Source organism: Enterococcus malodoratus ATCC 43197 (genome assembly GCF_000407185.1).
GTDB lineage: Bacteria > Bacillota > Bacilli > Lactobacillales > Enterococcaceae > Enterococcus_A > Enterococcus_A malodoratus.
The window spans coordinates 687,652-708,007 of sequence record NZ_KE136481.1 but is presented as its reverse complement, the minus strand read 5'-3'; the positions used below and the strand labels follow the sequence as shown (position 1 = coordinate 708,007).

Below are 20,356 nucleotides of genomic sequence, written 5' to 3'. Positions count from 1 at the left end.
TTTGGTCAGAACTATTTTGAGTGTAGCACAAATGGCTTTTTTAGTTGTCTAGCTTAATTTTACAATCGGCGTATCATAATAAAAGAATACCATAATCAATTTAAAAATAGAAAATTAATTCCGTAATCGTCGCAAATAAAGGAGGTTTAGAAATGATATATCGAAGGATTCGATCGCAAATAGCGTTACAAAAAGATAAGATTGTCTCGCTTGAAGAAGAATTGAAAACAAAACAAAATCCAACTGCTCGAGAGTCCATAGAAAAATATATTAATAATGAGAGAAATACTCTAAACAGACTTTATGTTGAAGCTAAAATAAACGGCATCAAAATAAGTGACTCTGAAAAATAAGAAAGAGCAGCCCACCACTGGCTGCTCTAAAAAGGACTGTTACCCGACATAACAGTCCCTGAGCTAGTTGAAATATGCTTGCGCCCATTGAAGGAAAAGCCTAGCTCACAACGATTATATCACAAAAAAACACCAAGCTTTCGCTCAGTGCTAAACGTTATCTCATCCATAATATTATAGCATAGGAGCGATCGCCTTGGAACTGTTCGAAGAGATAGATGTAAGAGAAACAAAATTCAAAGCAAAACGAATACTAGCTTCATACCGTCGTTTGAGTAGGATCGCAGGACAGGACGAGATAAATTTGCGATCACCAATTATAAGCGATATGCCGAGAACGCCGAGTTCATATACAAATAAATCAGAAGACGCTACGTGCATCAGAGTGGATGCAGAAAATGAATTGAACGAAATAAACGCAGCGTTAAACCGTATTTCACGAATAAGCAAAGAAATCATCTCGATGACCTTTTGTGAAAATGAAAAACTGACCGCTTTTGCAATCGGATTAGAACTAGGATACTCAGAACGCAGCATTAAAGATCTAAAAGCAGAAGCATTATTAGAGTTCGCTGATGTATACAGAGATGGAAAATTAATCGTGACAAAATAAATTGCCCTTTTTCTGCCCTTTTTGTTCGGAAAAAGGTGTTAGAATTATATTATGAAATAGTATGGATACAGCAGTTTAGCTGTTGAAATAAATTGTGGTCTGCTGCACAGGCCGCAACAAATAAAGAATATATGAAGGAGGTGAACAGCCTCTTCTCGTAATTATTCTTAACGATCTGACGGCACACACAAAAATATAGAAGGAAGTGAATAGCTCCTCTTCCTTTAAACTTCACGTGCCGTCTTTATGTCACTGTGGCGGAAGGATTAACGCATAAGTAGCCAATGCTAAAAACGTAGGGCGTTGGAGCTTATTAAGGGATTGACAGGTGACGACTCTTTCCCGATGAGCAAGGTTTGATTCCTTGCCAGTGACTTAGGGAGGACTTAGTAAACTGGCCAACGCTAAGTATCCGACCCGAAAGCATATGCTAGGAGGTAGCTCCTCCGGTGGACGTGTAGTCGCATTACGGCGGTGAAAAGGATAACGTGAGGTTCGACTCCTCATCACGTCAATAAAGAACCTACGGAAACAATCAATCTTATCGGATGCCGATTGATTGGCTGCATTTACCAGCGTGCTGGGACTCAGTTAAAAGGCATAAAACACTATCTCAGACGTGAGACGCTCTCAGTTGTAGGTTAGGGGAGCATTGATGTAGGCTCATTAGTGCCAGCTGAAATTTAAACTAATGGTGTAGCAACCGAGGATAGGCGGTGTAGGATGGCGAAAGCTCGTGTAGGTTGCTTAATACATAATCAAGATCGCTTAAGCGTTTTTTTATTTTGAGGAGGAATGAAATGTTTAAACTATCCGAAATCATTAAGAAGTCCGACGCTGAGAAATTAGAACAATTGAAAAAGAAGTTGAAGAAGTAGCAGTCTCCTCGTGAGACTGTTTTTATTTTGCACAAAAAAAGAGGGCTACTGTTTCCGCAACAGTCCTCAATGTAACAAGTATAAAAATATTATCATTACAGAAATGATATTTCAATACAAAAAATAGACCACCGTTTACACGATGGCCAAGTGAAAAACAAACTTTTAAAGGATTCACCCTAAAGGGATTATATCATTGTAACGCTTACAGGACAATATAAGGAGCTGATTTAAATGGGGATTCAAACTGGAACAATTAAAGGCGGAGTTATCGAAAATGCTAGACTTACAGGTTTGAACAAAGAATTCGAAGTAAAAATTGATAAGGCATTTATTCAAAAAGCAATTTTAGACAGAGCAGTGGAATTAATCAGTCAGATTGAGGGTGATGAATTAACAGATGTTGATTTCACTACCTGTGACTTAGGAGGTAGCTTCCAAGTGAGTCTTAATATTGAGTTCAAAAATACTGAAAAATAGATCCTCATCTGAGTGGTCTTTTTATTTTGCCCTTGGAGGTGTAGATAATGAGACAAGTGCTAGATCGGATTAAACGTTTATTTGGCAAGCGTAACGGGCTGGTAGCTACATAAATACAAGTTTTTCAAAACAAACACAGATAGCGAGGTGGTGGAAAATGGATGGCTAGACAACGGAATCCGTTGCGCGATGAAGCGCATAAAAGATGGCTCGAATCAGATAAAAAGAAGCCTCTAAAAGATATCGCTGAAGAGTTGGGTGTATCTGCATCAACCGTTAGAAAATGGAAATCTGAGGATAAATGGGACGACGAAACGAAACGGAGCGCTCCGAATCAAAAAGAGCGTTACGATTCAATGCGCGGCAATAACAATGCGAAAGGAAATTCTGGAGGGAAACCGCCGCCTAGAAATAAAAATGCTGTGAGCCACGGCTTGTTTGCTAACTGGCTCCCCGACGATACAAGACAAATCATTCAGGAGCTTTATACCAGTGAACCATCAGACATCCTTTGGAATAACATAATGATACAGTACACAGCCATCATAAGATCTCAAAAAATAATGAATGTTCGATCTGAATTTGATCATACAGAAGATATTACTAGTGCGGAAGTGAGCCCTATGTTTATCGATCGTGACACTGGCAAACCCATACAAACTAAAGTAACTCGTCAGTTTCAATACGCCTGGGACAAGCAAGCGAACTTTATGAACGCTCAATCACGGGCTATGGCAACTCTTGCAAATTTAATTAAACAGTTCGTTTTAATTGCAGATGAGCAAGATGAACGACGTAAGAAACTAGAATTGATGAGCGCTCAGGTTGACTTAGCAAAAGCTCAATTGAAGCAGTTAGATGACGGCTATGATCCAACAGAAGAACAGACGGTAATTATTGATGATATTCCGATAATTGAAAGAGAGGTGGATTCGAATGGCGCTGAAAGCCAAGACGAAGCCTCAGATTAAACTAACTGGAATGATTAACCCTCATTTTTATAAGATGTGGCACACACGGTGTCCATATATCTTAATGAAAGGTGGGCGTGGGTCATTTAAGTCGTCAGTTATCAGCTTAAAACTTGCGACTGAAATGAAGAAACATACGCAAGCAAAGCATAAAGTCAATGTAGTTTGCATGATGAGTCAGCATAAATATTTGCGTGATGCTGTATATTTGCAAATCAAGTGGGCTTTAAATATGTTGGGCGTTGCAAATGAGTTCAGATACCGAATGTCACCGTTGACTATTATTCATAAGAGGACTGGATCGGCGTTTTACTTCTATGGGGTTGATGATCCTTTGAAGCTTAAATCTAATGCTATCGGCGATATTATCTCACTGTGGTATGAAGAAGCTGCTAATTTTCAGAGTAGTGAAGTATTTGACCAAACCAACGCTACATTTATTCGTCAGCGTTCTGAATGGGTAGATCAAGTAAAAGTTTACTATTCATGGAATCCTCCTAAGAATCCTTATGACTGGGTAAACGAATGGGTAGAGAAATGCAAAGAATTGGATGATCATTTAGTAGACCATTCAACTTACTTAGATGATGAATTGGGTTTTACCGAATCACAACAATTAAAACTCATTCAAACTTATCGTGACAATGACGAAGACTATTACAAGTGGCTTTATTTAGGTGAAGTAATTGGTCTTGGTACTCTTATATATAATATGACTCATTTTAACTCTTTGGACGAATTACCAGAAGATGACTATATTACTCAAATTTGTTTTTCCATTGATAGTGGGCATCAAATATCAGCTACAACGTGTGGTTGCTACGCCATCACTAGAAAGAACAATGTGATTCTGTTGGACACGTACTACTATTCACCAGATGGAAAGATAAATAAAAAAGCGCCCGATGAATTGGCAAAAGATCTACATGATTTTATTGAAAAGTGTCAGACGGAATACAACAAGTTCGCTTATAAAATCACGATTGATTCCGCGGAAGGCGCGTTAAAGAATCAATATTATAAAGACTTTGGGGTAGCTTTCCACCCCGTTGCTAAAGCAAAGAAGGTTGACATGATTGACTATGTACAAAACTTACTCGCTCAGGGTAGGTTTTTTTATTTGGATACAGAAGCCAACAAAATATTTATTAAAGAGCACAGGGATTATCGGTGGGATGAAGATACATTGCAGTCTGACGACCCAAAAGTTATCAAAATTGATGATCATACATGTGACCAGTTTCAATACTTTGTAAAAGATAATCTCAGCGATCTAGGTCTGAAATGGTAGGTGAAATCATGGGAGTAATTCAAACAATCAAAAATATGTTCAAGAGAGGAGTTGATAGTGTGAACATGAGCGTTAACGGAAAAGATATAGCGAAGATCACTGATCACCCAAAAATTGGGATTGATTCGCGGGAATACGTTCGAATAGCGGAGAACTTCAAATATTATGCTAATTTATTTCCGGATATCAACTATAAAAGTTCATTTGGCGACAATAAAAAACGAGAATTTAAATCATTGAACGTGACTAAGACTGCTGCGAGGCGATTGGCTAGTATCATTTTCAATGAAAAATGTAAAGTTACGCTGAACGATCCAAATGATAGAAAGGATGTTTCTAAAGAGATTAAAGAAGCATCTGAATTTTTGGAACAAACATTATACGACAACAATTTCTATAATTTATTCGAATTGAATCTTGAGAAAGGTATCGCTGCAGGAGGATTCGCTATGCGGCCTTACGTTGATGGAGATAAGATTAAAATCTCGTGGATTCGTGCAGATCAGTTTTACCCGTTACGTTCAAATACAAACGAAGTTAGTGAGTGTGCTATTGCTACTAAATCAATTCAAACTGAAGGTGACACAAATTACTACTACACGCTCCTCGAATTTCATGAGTGGCAAGACGAAAAGTATGTTATCAGTAATGAGCTTTACAAATCTGACAACAGTAACGTTGTTGGAAAGCAAGTTCCACTGTCGATTCTATATCCTGACTTAGCTGAAACAGTCACACTAGAAGGCTTGAAGAGACCGCTTTTTGCTTACTTCAGAACGCCTGGAGCTAACAATAAATCGTTAGAGAGCCCATTAGGTGCCGGCATTGTGGATAACTCAAAAGAGATTTTAGATACGATTAACACAACACACGATCAGTTTGCTTGGGAAATTCAGTTAGGGCAGCGGCGTGTTGTTGTGCCAGCGGAATTCCTTAAAACGGATGAGACACACCCACCAATGTTCGACACGGACCAGAACGTATTCGCTGGTGTATACGGTGCACTTGAGAAAGTAGGGGTGCAGGACATCACTACACCTATTCGAACCGTTCAATATAAGGATGCTATTAGCCATCTGATTAAAGAGTTCGAGGTTCAGGTTGGTTTGTCAGTGGGTTCGATGAACTATGCAGACGACGGCATTAAAACGGCCACTGAGATTGTTTCTAACAATTCCATGACTTATCAGACACGTTCAAGCTATTTGACTATGGTTGAAAAAGTTATCAATGAGCTTATTCATTCTATTTTTGAACTTGCAGGATACGGAGAAATGTTTGAAAGTGAGAAACCGCTATTCTCTATTGAATATGATAGTTATTTAGTAATAGTTAGTTTTGAGGATGGTATATTTGTCGATCGCGATAAACAGTTGGAGAATGACCTAAAAGCTGTTACAGCTGGTGTAATGCCTAAGAAACAGTTTCTTATTCGCAACTACAACCTAAACGAAGAAGAATTGGAAGACTGGTTGTCTTCACTGAAAGAGGAGCTGCCGGAAGCAGGATCAAGTGAGCGTCGCAGCCAAGATGCGCTGTTTGATTTAGGTGATTAATTATGATTACACCGGATAAAATGCAGCGCGATGCGGATTCAATCACTAATATTTATTCAGAACTTGAAGACCGAATTTTTAACATAATCATTAAAGCGTTAAAACAATCTCGCTTTGATAATGTTGAAAAAGAAGATGTATTACTATGGCAAGCTAAGCAACTATCAAAAATGGGTGTGCTTAACGAGAATATTATTAATCTTTTGGCTAGTTACACAGGAGAAACACAAGAAGCAATCGAACAATTAATCAAAGGTAACGGCGTAAAAGTAGTTAATGAAATTGATCGAGAGTTAGAACGAATGGTCCATAAAAGTGTTCCTGTATCTGACGACGTAAACAAAATTCTAGACTCTTTGGTTCGTCAAACGTTCAAAGATTTAAACAACAATGTCAATCAAACGTTAATCACTACGAATTTCAACGAGAACGCTGTAATGCGAGCCTATCAAGCAATTCTTAAACAATCTACCCTAGAATCCATGGCGGGTCTTAAAACGCACGAGAAAGCCATTAGAGATAACGTCTACAAAATGGTTGATATGGGAATCAAATCAGGGTTCGTTGATAAAGCAGGTCGTGAGTGGTCGATGGAGGCTTACTCGAGAACAGTGATTCAATCCACCTCACACAGAACATTCAACGATTTACGATTGCAACGAATGGAAGACTTTGACTGTGTGACTGCATTAATGAGTAGTCATCCAGCAGCCCGTGAAGCGTGTGCGCCGATACAAGGCGGTTGGGTGTTGACTGTGCCGAAAAATGAAGCGCCAGAAGAATTCAGACATCTACCCTCTATTTATGATCATGGTTACGGCGAGCCAAGCGGAACGCAAGGAATTAACTGTACACATATTCTTTATCCTGGCCGTCCTGATGTGAACACAAACAATCAGCCGCGATATGATCCAGAAGAAGTACAAAGAAATGCTGAGATCCAGCAGAAGCAAAGAAGATTAGAGCGTGATATTCGTTACCAGAAGAAGCGAATGAATGCGGCGTTAGAATTAGAAGACCCCGAAACTGTACAAATGTGTAAGCAAGTGATTTCTAACAAGCAGAAACAATTAAGAGAACTTATTAATGACAATGAGTTCTTGGTCCGTGATTACAGTAGAGAACAGGTTTATTCAGACTGAAAGGATTGATGCATTTTGAAAAAATTGACCATCAAAAAGAAAAGGGTAGCTCAAGGAGATGTAATGCACACCGGAAATTACGACATTTTAGTTGATGGTGAACCAATCGATGATAAACGTTTGATAAACATCAAGATTGAGGCTGGTGCTTTTGAATATCCCACTGTATCTCTTGAATATAGACCTAAAGAGATAGAGATAGATGGGTTAGTAATTGGTATTCCTAAAGGGGAGGCTAAATAAGTGGACTTCAAACAAGCGAAAAGAAGAAAAGAACGTGGGCAAACGAACGAAGAATTTTTGAAATGGGTATTTGATGATGCTAAGGACTTCGAGCAAATATGCGTTACAGTGCAGTACCCTTCCGGAAGAGTTGAAACATTTTTTAGCCAAGAAGGGACTTTTCCGATAATAGGAATGATGGAAGTTGGAAAAATGCAAATAATTGATGATATGCAGTCCTAGAAATAGGACTTTTTATTTTGCCCCGAATACGGCGTTAAACTGTTCAATCCATCGAGGGCGTAGCCTCGTTAAACAACGAAAGGATGAATGAAATGAAACGTGAAGAACTGAAAGAATTAGGTTTAACAGACGAACAGATTGGATCAGTAATGGCTTTACATGGCGTAACTGTAAACGAACTGAACAGCAAGGTGTCTACCGCGGAACAGCAAGCGACTCAGTATCAAGAGCAATTAGACAAAAATCAAAGTGAGCTTGATGACTTTAAAGCAAAGTCAAAAGGGAACGAAGAATTGGAACAAAAAGTGACTGATTTACAAACGCGTCTTGACCAAAACAAAACCGATTCTGAGCAACAGATTGCAGATATTAAGAAATCATCAGCAATCGACTTAGCCCTAACACAAGCAGGGGCAAAGAATATTAAAGCTGCTAAAGCTTTAATAGATGGCGAGTCACTGGAATTAGCAGAGGATGGATTAAAAGGATTAGATGACCAACTGGCCGCGCTTAAAGAAAGCGACGGTTATTTATTTGGCCAATCTGAACAGGTTCCACCTAATCCCGACGGTAAGAAGGCTACCTTTTCTGGGAATGCTAGTTCTGCGCAAAACGTTGAAGAAGATGCTTTTGCTAAAGCATTAGGAATCATGCCAAACAAAAATTAAATTGGAGGGAATAAAACATGGCAATTAATTACATCACAAAAGACAATGGAATTTTCGATCAAAAAATCACCCAAGGGCTGTTAACTACTATCTTAGGTGTTCCACAAGTAGAATTAGTAAACGGTGGTAAATCATTCACCCTTACTACTATTTCAACATCAGGTTTGAAAGATCACACGCGTAACAAAGGATTTAACAGCGGTACCTATGGAAACGACAAAAAAGTGTACACAATGGGTCAAGACCGTGACGTTGAGTTTTACATCGATAAACAAGATGTTGATGAAACAAATCAAGATTTGGCAGTAGCTAATATCTCGAATGTATTTATTACAGAACACGTGCAACCTGAAATTGATGCTTATCGTTTCTCTACTTTAGCTGTAGGAGCAGGCAAGACTAAGGAAGAAACAATTACTGAGAAAAATGCTTATTCTGCAATTAAAGCTGCTATTTTACCAGCACGTAAATTCGGCCCACAAAACCTAGTAGCGTTTGTATCAACAACGGTAATGGATGCACTAGAACGATCTGCTGAGTTCACTCGTAACATTACCAATCAAAACGTTGGTCAAACCGCCTTGGAATCCCGAGTAACTTCGTTGGATGGTGTGTTGTTAGTCGAGGTTTGGGACGATACTTGTTTTAAAACAAAATACAATTTTTCAGATGGATACGCTGCTACAGCTGACGCGCAAGACATTAATATCTTGGTTGTAGCTAAGCAATCAGTTATTCCAATCGTTAAAGAAAACACTGTTTTCTTGTTTGCTCCAGGCGAACATTCTCAAGGCGACGGGTACTTGTACCAAAACCGTCTGTACCACGATTGCTTTATTAAAGAAAAACAAAAAGACGGAGTTTCTGTATCTTTAACCCCAAAAGCGTAGCCCCAGCGAAAGTTGGAAAAGTAGAAGCTACAACTGATGGGGCTAAAATCACGCTTTCTTAGAAGGGATTGATTTTATGTACCTTACTCACAGCGAGTATATGTCCCTAGGCTTCAGCAAGGTAGCTGAAGCAAAAGTATTCGACGAATTAGAACCATACGCTGAGCGCCAACTAAATCGTGTTACCGGTGATTTTTACATGAAAAACTCTTTGTCAGCTGATACTTTCAAGTATCGCGTAGACAAGTTCAAAATCGCAATGGCTGTTCAAATTGAATACCTTAAATCCGTTGGAGTTACTTCATTATCGGAGGTTTTAAGTGCTTCGCCTGCCAGTGTTAGTGTCGGTCGTATGCGCATTGAATCAGGAAATACTAATGCAGCAACGGTCGGTAGAACGATGGTTGCTACAGAGGCGTATAACGAATTGATTTATACAGGGCTTCTTTACAAAGGAGTTGATTATAGATGATTCCATTAATGCCAAAGGAGTACTGCAATCAATCCATTGTGCTGCGTCTAATACAAGGGAAAGACAAATGGCAGAAGCCTATTTTTTCCGATCCAATTACGATTAAAAACATGATCTTTCAACCGCAGACAGTATATAGTGGTACGAATAACAATAGGCAAGTGGTAGCGAACGCTATCGCTTTTCTATTTGGTGGTGTTTCTGATCCAATGCCAGCGATCAATAAGAACCATGTTGGGTCAGAACTTGATTTTGAAGGCGAAACCTACACCATCACAACGATCGTAGATAATCGTAACCCTTTCAGCAATGAAGTTTACTCGTATGAACTGGAGGTGTTGTAATGCTTTATGTGAAGGTTGAAAACGGCGGTGTAGATCGCAAGTTATCCGTAATGAACATCAATTCAGCACTTTACTATATGACCGCGCAAATGCATCCAGATATGAACCTTTATGCTCCGAAAAGACAAGGTAATTTAAGAGACAAATCCTTTGTTAATAAGAACCGAATCACATACACCGTTCCTTACGCTAAACCTCAATTTAGAGGGATGGTTAACGGCAGTAGGGTTAAGAATTATACAACGCCAGGGACAAGTCGACGTTGGGATCTTAGGGCAAAAGCAAATCATATGAATGCTTGGCGTAAAGCGTTTATCAAAGGAGGAAACCTGTAATGGATTTATGGGAAAGACTGTCCGATTCGATAGATTCTATACAGGGCCTTCCGATGCCGTGCTCAATGGGGTTCCTCGATGGAGAGGATACACTCTGCGTTTATTCAATGCCGGGTAGCCGAACAGTCGAAGAATACTTTGACGGCACGAAAGAAAGAGAAATGCTTTACGAAGTAGGATTTAATACAAAAGATCAAGAAAAAGCCAACAAAACATTATGGCTTATATCAAATCATTTAGACGAGCTCTCAACTCTGAATTCAGAGGATGAGAGTTTTGTCTTTTTAGGCATCGAAATAAGTGAGACGCCATTTGTTAGCGAACAGGACGTTCAAGGGATATCAACTTATTTACTAGGCATCAAAATCACAATTCATCAATTTAAAAATTAGGAGGAATTACACATGAAAATGGATTTACAAAAATTTGCCGAGGAACCAAAAAAAGAATTTTTACTAAACTTCAAAAACAAAGTGGAGATCGATGTTTCGGGGAAAACAGACCTCGCAGAAATTGCTAATGCGGATTTTGCACTTTTAGCAGCAGGTATTACTACCATCACTCCTGCGGCGGCCGATACAACGGATGCTTCCCCATATTACGATGGAGAAGGTTTTACTGACTCAACAGTAACAGGTAAAAATATTACCTTTGCAGTTGCCGGACATCGAGTATTTGGCGATAAAGCGCAAGATTTTGTTGCTGCCAAATTCTTAGCTATTGGGGATGAGTTACGTACACTAGCTCAATGGACGGATGCCAAAGGCAACAAAGTTCAAGCTGTGGTTACATTGACGGCTATCGTGCCTTTTGGTGGAGCTGCGAATGCTAAGCAAACATTCAGCTTTACGTTAGCCTTCAACGGCAAACCTACATTGGTGAAAGCGGGGGAGTAGTTAGCCCGGCTGTTGTAGGGAAAATAACACCAACAGCCGATGGGGCAGTAATCGAACTAACATAGAAAGGAAGCTTAAAATGGCGCGAACTTTTGAAATTAATAAAAAAGATGGAACAAATGTGGTTCCAGCAGGAGCAAGTCCATTGACTATCACTGGGTTGGCTGCTGGAACAGCAGTTAAGAAAGGTGATTATGTTGCGGTAGCAGTTGAGAATGGCACAAAGTCAATTCCGACTGATATCCCGGCTTTTACAGTTAAAACAGAAGAAGGTTAACCAATCGGTTAGCCTTTTTTATTTGAATTTAGGAGGAACATAAATGGCTATTAATAACATTATCGACTTAGATGCTAAATTAGCACTCACTAAAACAGTGAAAATCGCTGGTAAGAATTATGATATTTCAATTTCCGACGAAATTGATTGTGCGCTTTCTGATTACGCGAATATTGATGTAACAGTTCAATTGAGAGATATGGCATCCAAACTTGAGAAGTTAGATGGTGTGGAAACTACTACTGCTGATCAATATAAATCATTTACTCAAGAAGAAATGATCTCAATGAGGAATGGCGCTTTAGCGACGCTTGACGTTGTTTTAGGAGAAGGAGAAGGCAAACGTATTTACGAGCATTATGGGCAAAGTACGAAAGCCGTTAATACCGTTATTGGTCTCCTTCGAACAGAATTGGATAAAGTAATGGTCGAACGCAAAAAAGCTGCCGACAAACATTACAGTAATCGACATAAAAACAATAAAAAGAAGTGATTTAATTGTTTGATTTAATTGATGATCTTGAAACAACCATTTTGATTGAAGACCATGAAATCCCTTTGGATCTGTCTTTTGATACAGTGCTGAAATTTTACGAACTATTGGAGGACAATCGTTTACAATCCTTCGAGAAAATATATAAAGCTTTTGATCTATTTTATTTTGGAGATGAAACGCTGTCCAAAACCTTTACTTTCGAGCAAAAGAGTAAGGCTGTTGAAGATATCAGCAATTATATTCAGAGAAATCCATACGGAAATGAAGAGAGCGGAGATTCTGGGTTCGAAGGTGTTGAACCTGAAAAATTGTACTCCTATACGCAAGATGCAGGGGCAATTTACGCCTCTTTTTTTTCTGATTACGGAATTGATTTGCTGAAAGAACGAGGGAAGATGCATTACATTACGTTCAAATCACTGTTGGCCGGATTAAGTGATAAAACACAATTTCAACGAATTCTATCTATTCGATCTAGAACAGTTAGCGGATTAGAAGGAGAATCACTGACAAATCTTTTGGAGTTGCAACAGTATTATGCTTTGGAGTCCGAAAAAACTGTGGATAACTTAGATAATCAATTAGGCAGCATGTTCGATATGTTAGCTGCTCAAGCACAATCAAATAAATAAGGAGAGGAGGTACATATATGGGAGCAGATGCAACGATTAACATTGATGTCATGCTGGCTAATTTACCTAAATTCAAGAACGATGTTTCTTTTGTGGATGATGTTTTGACTAAGCTTGGTATGAATACTGGATCAAAGATTGACGACTCGTTCAAAAGTGAGACAGCAAAAATTGAAACAATTGCTAAATCCATGAAAAAAGATGTTGACCAAACTCTTGATAAACCAGTTAAGTTCACTATTAAAGCCGATAATTCAGATGCGGAAAGGGATATCAAAGAAACCAAAGCGTTCTTGAAGGACATCCCCAAAAGCAAGATTACAGAATTAAAAGCTGATAACGATGGCGCTAGTCTGAAAATAAAGTCTATTAAAAGCGAAATAGCGGGTGTTCCTGATAAAAAAAATACAACATTGAACGCAGATGCTACTCAAGCGAAGACCGAGACTCAAGAGCTAGGACGTACAGCAGAAAGAACAGAATCGAAGTTTATGAGCCTTAAAGATAAACTGACAATTGGTGCCGTTGCAGGCATTGCTTCTAATGCAATTCAAGTAATCACTGGTAGTTTTAGTGAATTAATCGGTGAATCTGTAGAAGCCTCTGACTCAATCGATAAATTTAAATCCACTATGAAACTAGGTGGATTTGGTGAAAAAGAGATCAACGAAGCGACTAAAATTGTACAAAAATATGCAGATGATACTGTATATGACCTTTCTACAGTTTCTAACACAACTGCTCAATTAGCGGCAAACGGTATTAAAAATTATACCGAATTAACTCAAGCAGCAGGGAACTTAAACGCCCAAGCAGGCGGTAGTGCTGAGACATTTAAAGCAGTAGCAATGATGCTTACCCAAACAGCTGGGGCAGGGAAACTTACTACTGAAAACTGGAATCAGTTGGCAGATGCAATACCTGGTGCATCAGGCGTGTTACAAAAAGCGATGGTCGATAACGGTGCATACACAGGTAATTTCCGTGATGCAATGGAAAAAGGCGAGATTTCGGCTGATGAGTTTAACCAAGCAATTACTAAACTAGGAATGAACGATGGCGCAATTCAAGCCGCTAAAACAACTACAACTTTTGAAGGGGCAATTGGAAATTTGCAAGCGAATATCGTTGGCGGAATTAATGATATTATTAAGCATTTAGGTAAAGATAAGCTTACAGGTATAATCAACGGTGCATCTGATTCTGTTGTCGGGTTATTCCAACATGTTTCTGATGTCTTTTCTTATTTGGATCGAAACAAGTCCACGATTGGAAATATCACAGGCAACGTTAAAGATTTAGCAAAAGCGTTAGCCTCAGGCGCTTGGGAGCAAGGAAAGGATATTCTCCTTGCCGTCGCAGATGTGTTCGGCTTGATCGATGGTAATACAAAGAAAATCAAAGATCCTCTTAAACAGTTGGATAAAATCATTGAAAATCTAGCTGACAATAAAGATAAAGTTGAATTACTGGGTAAAGCACTTGTGACTATGTTCGCAGTAAAAAAAGGTTTTGAATTCATTTCGATGATCAATCAAGCTCGTAAATCTCTACTTGAATTTACTGCAGTCGAAAAAGCCACTAGCTTTTTAAGCGGAGGATTTGGAAACGCCACTAAAGCAGGAGTGACGGAAACGGTCGCTCAAACGGCTACAACAGTAGCGCCTGCTGCTATAGGTGGAGCTGAAACTGCTGTTACGGCTGGATTATTAGGGCGATTTAGCGGTTTAGCTAAATTGTCCAACTTAACTGCTGGGTTATCAAAATTAGTTCCATTTATTGGTATTTTGGGTAGTCTCCCTGAACTTTTTAAAGAAGGATCAACAGGACAGAAAGTAGGCGGGTTTGCTGGATCAGTTGGAGGGACTGCTGCAGGTGCAGCAATAGGGACAGCTATATTGCCCGGTATCGGAACAGCTCTTGGAGCCGCAGCAGGCGCTTGGGCTGGCAGCAAGTTTGGTGAGGGATTTGGAGACAGCATTCAAAAGTCTCTGAATGGAAAACCATTGAAGCCTAAAGTAGAAAAAACAAAAGCTGAGATCGAGGTCGAAATAGACGAAAAGAAAATCAGCAAAAAGATTACCCCTGCAATTAACAAGTTAAACAAAAAACTTCTTATTAAGATGGGAATTGATACTAAGAGTGCTCAAAAAGCAAAAAAAGAATCCGACAAACTTTTTGAAGAGATGGGCAAAGACATCGATGATTACTATGACAGCAAACAAAAAAGATCCAAAAAGGATCTAGATTTACTTGTTAAACAAGGGGTTATGACACGTAAAGAAGCTGACAAACTCCTAAAAAAAGAACAAGAAAACAATGATGCTTCCAAAAAAAGTAAAAAAGATGCGCTCATAAAAATGCAGACGACCGTCAACGAGTACTACAAGAAGGTTGAAGAAATTCAAAACGATTCTAGTAAGAGTGAAAAGCAAAAAAATAAAGAACTAAACAAGCTAAGAAAACAGTTTGTTAAGGAGTATGTAGCTTATCAATTTGCCATGAATGGAAAAGCGGTCGAAGCAATTGAAAGCGGAGCTAAAGAACAAGAAGATTTGCTTAAACATCTACGTAAACAAAAAGGTAAATTAAACGCTAAAGATTTAGAAGCCACTCAAGAAGAAGCTGACAAACTATACGACGCCTCTGTTAAACCAGCAAGAAAAGCTCGGGACGATATTATCAATGCGGCTGACAAAAAGTACAAAGAGACTGTTAAAGCAGCTAAACGTCAACGAGACGAGACGGGTACTCTTTCTCAAGAACAGTATGAGAAAGTTGTAAAAGAAGCAAGAAGGCAACGTGATGGGACTAGAGATGCTGCGAATGACCAATTCAGCAAAGTAACCTCAAAAGCACGTGATCAAAAAAATAGGGTTAGTTCAGAAATTAATGCGCAAAAAAATTCAGTTGTAAGAAACGCTCAAGAGCAAGCTAGAGAACATATTGGTGCATCACAAAATGAATCAAGAACTGTTCAGGGGTCTTGGGAAGGCTTAAAAAGAAATCTGTCAAGTATTGTTGAAGCGATCGCACACGGTATAGGTAGTTTGATAAATGGACTGAACAAGGATTGGGGCAAAGGTCTCAAAAATTTCAAATTTGGCGCCCATGCAAAAGGGACAAGCGGATTACCGGAAGATGAAATTGCGCTAGTTGGTGAAGAAGGGTTTGAAATGGCGCATCATCCATCTAAGGGAATTTTCGCGGTCGGTGTAAATGGTCCCGAAATTAGACCTTTACAAGCAGGTACGTCTATTTTACCTCACGAAGCATCGAAACAGTTCTTATCTATGACAAAAGGACTTCCTGCCCATGCGGATGGCGTGTGGGGGACCATTAATAACATTGCTGACTGGGTAAAAGAGAAAGCCGAAAATGCTGCTGACTTCGTTAGCGATGGTGCTGACAAATTGTATGAAACAATAACAGATAAATTAGGCGTTTCAAAATTCTTAGGTTCACTGGGAGGAGAAGGAAACGCAGAGTTTCAAACAGCCAAAGGCGGACTGAATTACGTTAAAGACAATGTTGTCAAATACGTCCAAGAACTTTTTGATAAGTATCAGAGCGAAATAGGTGGTTCAGGTAGCAGGGGCGAATTCATTAAATACGTGTTGGCTCAACAAGGTAAACAATATGTTTGGGGAGCTGAAGGTCCAGACACATTTGACTGCTCTGGATTAATTATGTGGGCGTTAAAACAAGTCGGAATCCAATTCCCACATTACACAGGAGATCAATGGGGAGCGACAGACCATATCAACGAAAAAGAAGCGCGTCCTGGCGACTTGGTTTTCTTCGGGCCTGGAGCAAGTCGACATGTTGGAATGTATACAAAACCTGGAGAAATGTTTAATGCTTCTTCTCCTAATGCTTATGGTCCTGGAAATGGTATCGGTTATAGTCCTTATGCTGCACCTGATTTATTAGGATTTGCAAGAATAAAGCAACTGAGCGATGGTGGCGGAGGACCAGGCAAAAGTTTTCAAGGTAAGTGGGATCAAGCTATCAGTACAGCAGCGGCACAAATGAAGGTATCCGTAACAGCCTCTGATATAAGGAATATTCTTAGTCTGATTCAACATGAATCAACTGGAAATGAGAAAGTAATTCAGAGCTCTGCCGTATGGGATGTAAATACCGCATCGGGAAATCCAGCGAAAGGATTGCTTCAATTTATTCCGCAAACATTTGCAAGATACGCTATGCCAGGTCATGGCAATATTTTTAGTGGGTATGATCAACTATTGGCATTTTTTAATAATGCTCGATGGCGTTCCGAATTTAATCCAATGGGCGGGTGGAGTCCGAACGGCCCTAGGCGATTCGCCGAAGGAGGCGAAGTAAATAGTCCTACTCTTGCTTGGATTGGTGAAGATCCTAATTATGCTAAAGAATTTATTATCAATCCTGCTAAAGACAGTGCTGATTTGCTTATTCAAAAAGCGATAGCAGCTAGAGAACAGTATAAGCCAACACCTTCTTCTCAAAACTATTCTTCAAACAATAACTCAACCGGTCGCTTTGTGACTCAAACTGATTTGAATCAGTTGATAAATAAGATTAACGAACGACCAGTTAAAGTGAATAGTATTTTGGATGGAAAACAAGTTGGACATTCAGTTGATCAAACGAATGCGGGAACTTTAAAACGTAAGCTATATATGGCAAGGAGGGCTTAGATGGTAAAAACAGATGTCTTATTAAGATTTAGTGATTGTGATTACTGTTTGACGAATGATCATGATATTAAAGTTGCTTCAATTGTCATTGGAATGCCAGTCCCAAAAAATGAATTTACATCATTTCAAGGATCCGTCGGCCAAAGATTAGTTAATCATTCATTTGATTCATTTCCAATCATGCTTGATTTTGATTTAAAGGTCAGCACTTTAGACGACCTCGTTTTAAGAGAAACTGAGTTGAGAGAATTGTTTTCTCGAGAAGCTGAATACTATTTCATCTATTCGAAAGAGCCGGGAAAACGTTATCCGGTGTCTTTAGACAGTATATCGGTTACAAAAAAAGCGTTTTTCATGTCTCATTTCACTGTATCTTTTAATGTGTTTAAAGGGTACGCTGAATCGATTACCTCAACGCTATCTGATTTTAGTCTGAATAATGAATGGCAATTCAGTCAGGGACTTGTGGATGGAGATTATAAATATACTCATGAAACTAGTCGTTTTACTATCTTTAACGCTGGGAGTTTTCCTGTAGATCCTAGAGAAGTGTATTTAAAAATCACTTTACAAGGTGAGTCTGGAGGAAATGCAACCATCTTTAATAGAACTACTGGGGAAAGATTCATCTATTTTCCTGAATTCTCTACTAACTTAGGGCAAACAGTCACTTTAGATCGTGTATACCCGAAACTAAACGGTGTTAGTCGGGGTATTGATACAAATCACGGATTAATCACCCTAGTCGAAGGTATCAACAAAATTGAAATTCAAAATGTAGCTAACGTTAAATCTTTTTGGGATTTTCGTTACTTATACAAGTAGGTGGTATCATGACTGATTTGTTAGTTGGAAATTTAGAGGAGAGCAATGAAGAAATCCTTATCGGTTATGATAAGGATTCTTTCTATGAATCTTGGCAAGAAAATGAAACATGGGAAGTCAGTTTTACTATACAAAGAACAAATTTTAACGGGATTAGTTTTGATTTGATTGATTACGAAAACATTTTGATTTGGAATGGCCAACGCTTTGTAATAAAGCAAATGGCTAGTTATGCTTCAGGCTCAAAAATATATAAGGATGTGACAGCTACTCATATTTACTATACGATTCAGGACTGTAGACAATATGATGGTTCACTGACCGGGAATTTGACAATTAATCAAGTTTTATCACACATTTTCAAATCAGGAAACAATGGTTTTACCTGGGAGGTTATAGATCCGATCGGTGTATTTAGTAAAGTTGAGCAGGAAAACTTTGGAAATGGTAACTATTTGGATCTTATTAATGAGGTTATAGATGATTACAAATGTGTAGTTATTCCTGACAATAAACACCTTAGATTCTATCCTAGAGAGGACTATGGACAAACCACAGAAAAACAAATCCGATATAAATTTAATACTGATGAAGTGAAGTTTGATATTGACACGTTTGCTTTAAAGACTCAAATACGTGGTTTTGGTAAAACGGATGACAAAGATAACTATATTTTTAGTCCAATAACTTATACAAGTCCTCTGGCTGAGAAATATGGTATTAGAGTTCAAGATCCGGTTGAGGATCAAAGATATACAATACCGGGAAATATGTCTGCACGGCTAAAGCAAGAAATACATGACTTTCCTGATATTTCTGGCTCAATCTCACTAAAGTGGGTTATTGAATTGGAAAAAGGCGATAGAGTTCCATTTATCTATGAACCTTTAAATATTAATTCGCTTATACGAGTGGTAGGTATAACTTGTTACCCTGCATTGCCTGATAAACCGCCTGAAATCACGTTATCAAATACGAAGAAAACAATGACATCAATACTAGCGAACTTAGCTAGGAAAGGAGTGATTTAGTGGAACTACTAAAACTCATTAAAAATCGGATTTCAACAGAATGGAAAAAAACGTTCAACGATAATGTGGATATTTTGAACGGTATTACAAGTGACCAAAATCAAAAAATTGACGTCGTTGACAAGAGAATTGACAATTTAGTCCTGCATTCGGGCGGCGATTCCCCAAACGAAGTAGTGGACGCACGGGTAAATAACCGAGCACAACAATTCGATACACTTCAAGGGAGACTACTCGCTGGGGAGTTCACGCATGATGAAGACATGGCGGAAACACGATCAGAATTGGAAAATCAGAATGTAAGTATCTCAGAAATAAATAAGAAGCTTGATAAAATACTTGGGGAATACGGTGGTACACTAACTATCTATGTTTCAACGGAGCGAGGCAACAATAGTACAGCGGATGGGTCGCAAGCATTACCGTTTAAGACACTCCAAGCCGCAGTGAACACGATTCCACTATTAACGTCGAGCCAAGTCGTTATCCTCGTTGAAGATGGTACGTTTCTTGAAGATGTTCGCTTTAGAAACATCTATTCTGGTGGTATTTATATTCGATCGGTCCAAGATACGACGAATCTTGATCCATCAACAACTGATTGTCCAGTTAAAGTTCGGTCAATGTCGTTTATGTATTGCACTGGGTACCTTCAATTACGAGGGATCCAATTCATAGATCAAGGAAATGCACCGTCTATAGGTAATACAAGGTATTCGTTGTATCAAGAACAAGGCGGATACATGAGTTTGGCGAAGTGTAAGTTTGCAGAGAATACAAAATCAATTGCCAATCACAAATCTATTTATGTTGGAGGAAGTTCGAAAGCCACCGTTGGGTCAGATACAACTTTTATTAATCAATTGATGTGCTTGTATGCAGTAGGGATGGCTGAGGTAAATGTATCCGGTATTAAAGGGTCTTCAAATAGCGAACTGTTAGTGGTTTGGAACGGCACCGGAAGAATCCCAAGTGATTTAAATATCGCTACAACAAATACTAGAACGATCGAAAGAGGATTGATATTAACAAAGGGGTCGGTGATCTAATTGTTCA

At 38.9% G+C, this 20,356-nt stretch carries 23 protein-coding genes; all 23 read left to right on the top strand.

Annotation, left to right across the window (positions count from 1 at the left end; genetic code table 11):
- The first annotated feature begins 152 nt into the window (after positions 1–152).
- Positions 153–353: a hypothetical protein gene (locus I585_RS03480; RefSeq protein WP_010739652.1), complete on the top strand. Its 201-nt coding sequence runs from the start codon at positions 153–155 to the stop codon at positions 351–353.
- Positions 354–549: 196 nt separating this feature from the next.
- A complete protein-coding gene (locus I585_RS03475; protein ID WP_010739651.1) occupies positions 550–966 on the top strand; it encodes an ArpU family phage packaging/lysis transcriptional regulator in 417 nt (138 codons plus the stop codon).
- Between the two features lie 1,112 nt (positions 967–2,078).
- A complete protein-coding gene (locus I585_RS03470) occupies positions 2,079–2,324 on the top strand; it encodes a hypothetical protein (protein WP_010739650.1) in 246 nt (81 codons plus the stop codon).
- A gap of 161 nt (positions 2,325–2,485) precedes the next feature.
- Positions 2,486–3,295 carry a phage terminase small subunit gene (gene terS / locus I585_RS03465; RefSeq protein WP_010739649.1) on the top strand — a complete coding sequence of 270 codons (810 nt, stop codon included), beginning with the start codon at positions 2,486–2,488 and terminating at the stop codon, positions 3,293–3,295.
- Entirely contained in the window at positions 3,261–4,586 is a 1,326-nt protein-coding gene (locus I585_RS03460) for a PBSX family phage terminase large subunit (protein ID WP_010739648.1), read from the top strand. The genes terS and I585_RS03460 overlap by 35 nt, the downstream gene beginning before the upstream one ends.
- Entirely contained in the window at positions 4,580–6,142 is a 1,563-nt protein-coding gene (locus I585_RS03455; protein WP_010739647.1) for a phage portal protein, read from the top strand. The genes I585_RS03460 and I585_RS03455 overlap by 7 nt, the downstream gene beginning before the upstream one ends.
- A 2-nt stretch (positions 6,143–6,144) precedes the next feature.
- Complete coding sequence (locus tag I585_RS03450; RefSeq protein WP_010739646.1) at positions 6,145–7,284, top strand: phage minor capsid protein; 1,140 nt, start codon at positions 6,145–6,147, stop codon at positions 7,282–7,284.
- Between the two features lie 15 nt (positions 7,285–7,299).
- Positions 7,300–7,527: a hypothetical protein gene (locus I585_RS03445; protein WP_034708322.1), complete on the top strand. Its 228-nt coding sequence runs from the start codon at positions 7,300–7,302 to the stop codon at positions 7,525–7,527.
- Positions 7,528–7,749: a hypothetical protein gene (locus I585_RS03440; RefSeq protein WP_010739644.1), complete on the top strand. Its 222-nt coding sequence runs from the start codon at positions 7,528–7,530 to the stop codon at positions 7,747–7,749. It abuts the gene before it with no gap.
- Positions 7,750–7,841: 92 nt separating this feature from the next.
- Positions 7,842–8,417 carry a phage scaffolding protein gene (locus I585_RS03435; RefSeq protein ID WP_010739643.1) on the top strand — a complete coding sequence of 192 codons (576 nt, stop codon included), beginning with the start codon at positions 7,842–7,844 and terminating at the stop codon, positions 8,415–8,417.
- 17 nt (positions 8,418–8,434) lie between these two features.
- Positions 8,435–9,307: a hypothetical protein gene (locus I585_RS03430; RefSeq protein WP_010739642.1), complete on the top strand. Its 873-nt coding sequence runs from the start codon at positions 8,435–8,437 to the stop codon at positions 9,305–9,307.
- A 76-nt stretch (positions 9,308–9,383) separates the two neighbouring features.
- Positions 9,384–9,779, top strand: coding sequence for a hypothetical protein (locus I585_RS03425; RefSeq protein ID WP_010739641.1), 396 nt, complete (start codon positions 9,384–9,386; stop codon positions 9,777–9,779).
- Positions 9,776–10,123, top strand: a complete 348-nt coding sequence (locus I585_RS03420; RefSeq protein ID WP_010739640.1) for a putative minor capsid protein — start codon at positions 9,776–9,778, stop codon at positions 10,121–10,123. Before I585_RS03425 ends, I585_RS03420 begins: the two co-directional genes overlap by 4 nt.
- Positions 10,123–10,458: a minor capsid protein gene (locus tag I585_RS03415; protein ID WP_010739639.1), complete on the top strand. Its 336-nt coding sequence runs from the start codon at positions 10,123–10,125 to the stop codon at positions 10,456–10,458. The genes I585_RS03420 and I585_RS03415 overlap by 1 nt, the downstream gene beginning before the upstream one ends.
- Positions 10,458–10,850 (top strand): phage tail terminator protein, encoded by a 393-nt coding sequence (locus tag I585_RS03410; protein ID WP_010739638.1) that lies wholly within the window; start codon positions 10,458–10,460, stop codon positions 10,848–10,850. The genes I585_RS03415 and I585_RS03410 overlap by 1 nt, the downstream gene beginning before the upstream one ends.
- Positions 10,851–10,862: 12 nt before the next feature.
- Positions 10,863–11,354 carry a phage tail tube protein gene (locus tag I585_RS03405; protein WP_010739637.1) on the top strand — a complete coding sequence of 164 codons (492 nt, stop codon included), beginning with the start codon at positions 10,863–10,865 and terminating at the stop codon, positions 11,352–11,354.
- A 79-nt stretch (positions 11,355–11,433) separates the two neighbouring features.
- A complete protein-coding gene (locus tag I585_RS03400; RefSeq protein WP_010739636.1) occupies positions 11,434–11,631 on the top strand; it encodes a hypothetical protein in 198 nt (65 codons plus the stop codon).
- Between the two features lie 43 nt (positions 11,632–11,674).
- Entirely contained in the window at positions 11,675–12,124 is a 450-nt protein-coding gene (locus I585_RS03395) for a hypothetical protein (protein ID WP_010739635.1), read from the top strand.
- A gap of 5 nt (positions 12,125–12,129) precedes the next feature.
- Positions 12,130–12,759: a Gp15 family bacteriophage protein gene (locus I585_RS03390; RefSeq protein ID WP_010739634.1), complete on the top strand. Its 630-nt coding sequence runs from the start codon at positions 12,130–12,132 to the stop codon at positions 12,757–12,759.
- 17 nt (positions 12,760–12,776) lie between these two features.
- Entirely contained in the window at positions 12,777–17,444 is a 4,668-nt protein-coding gene (locus I585_RS03385; protein WP_010739633.1) for a tape measure protein, read from the top strand.
- Positions 17,445–18,269, top strand: a complete 825-nt coding sequence (locus I585_RS03380; protein ID WP_010739632.1) for a phage tail family protein — start codon at positions 17,445–17,447, stop codon at positions 18,267–18,269.
- A gap of 8 nt (positions 18,270–18,277) precedes the next feature.
- Positions 18,278–19,300, top strand: a complete 1,023-nt coding sequence (locus I585_RS03375; protein ID WP_010739631.1) for a phage tail protein — start codon at positions 18,278–18,280, stop codon at positions 19,298–19,300.
- Positions 19,300–20,349: a hypothetical protein gene (locus I585_RS03370; RefSeq protein ID WP_010739630.1), complete on the top strand. Its 1,050-nt coding sequence runs from the start codon at positions 19,300–19,302 to the stop codon at positions 20,347–20,349. The genes I585_RS03375 and I585_RS03370 overlap by 1 nt, the downstream gene beginning before the upstream one ends.
- Positions 20,350–20,356: the final 7 nt, after the last annotated feature.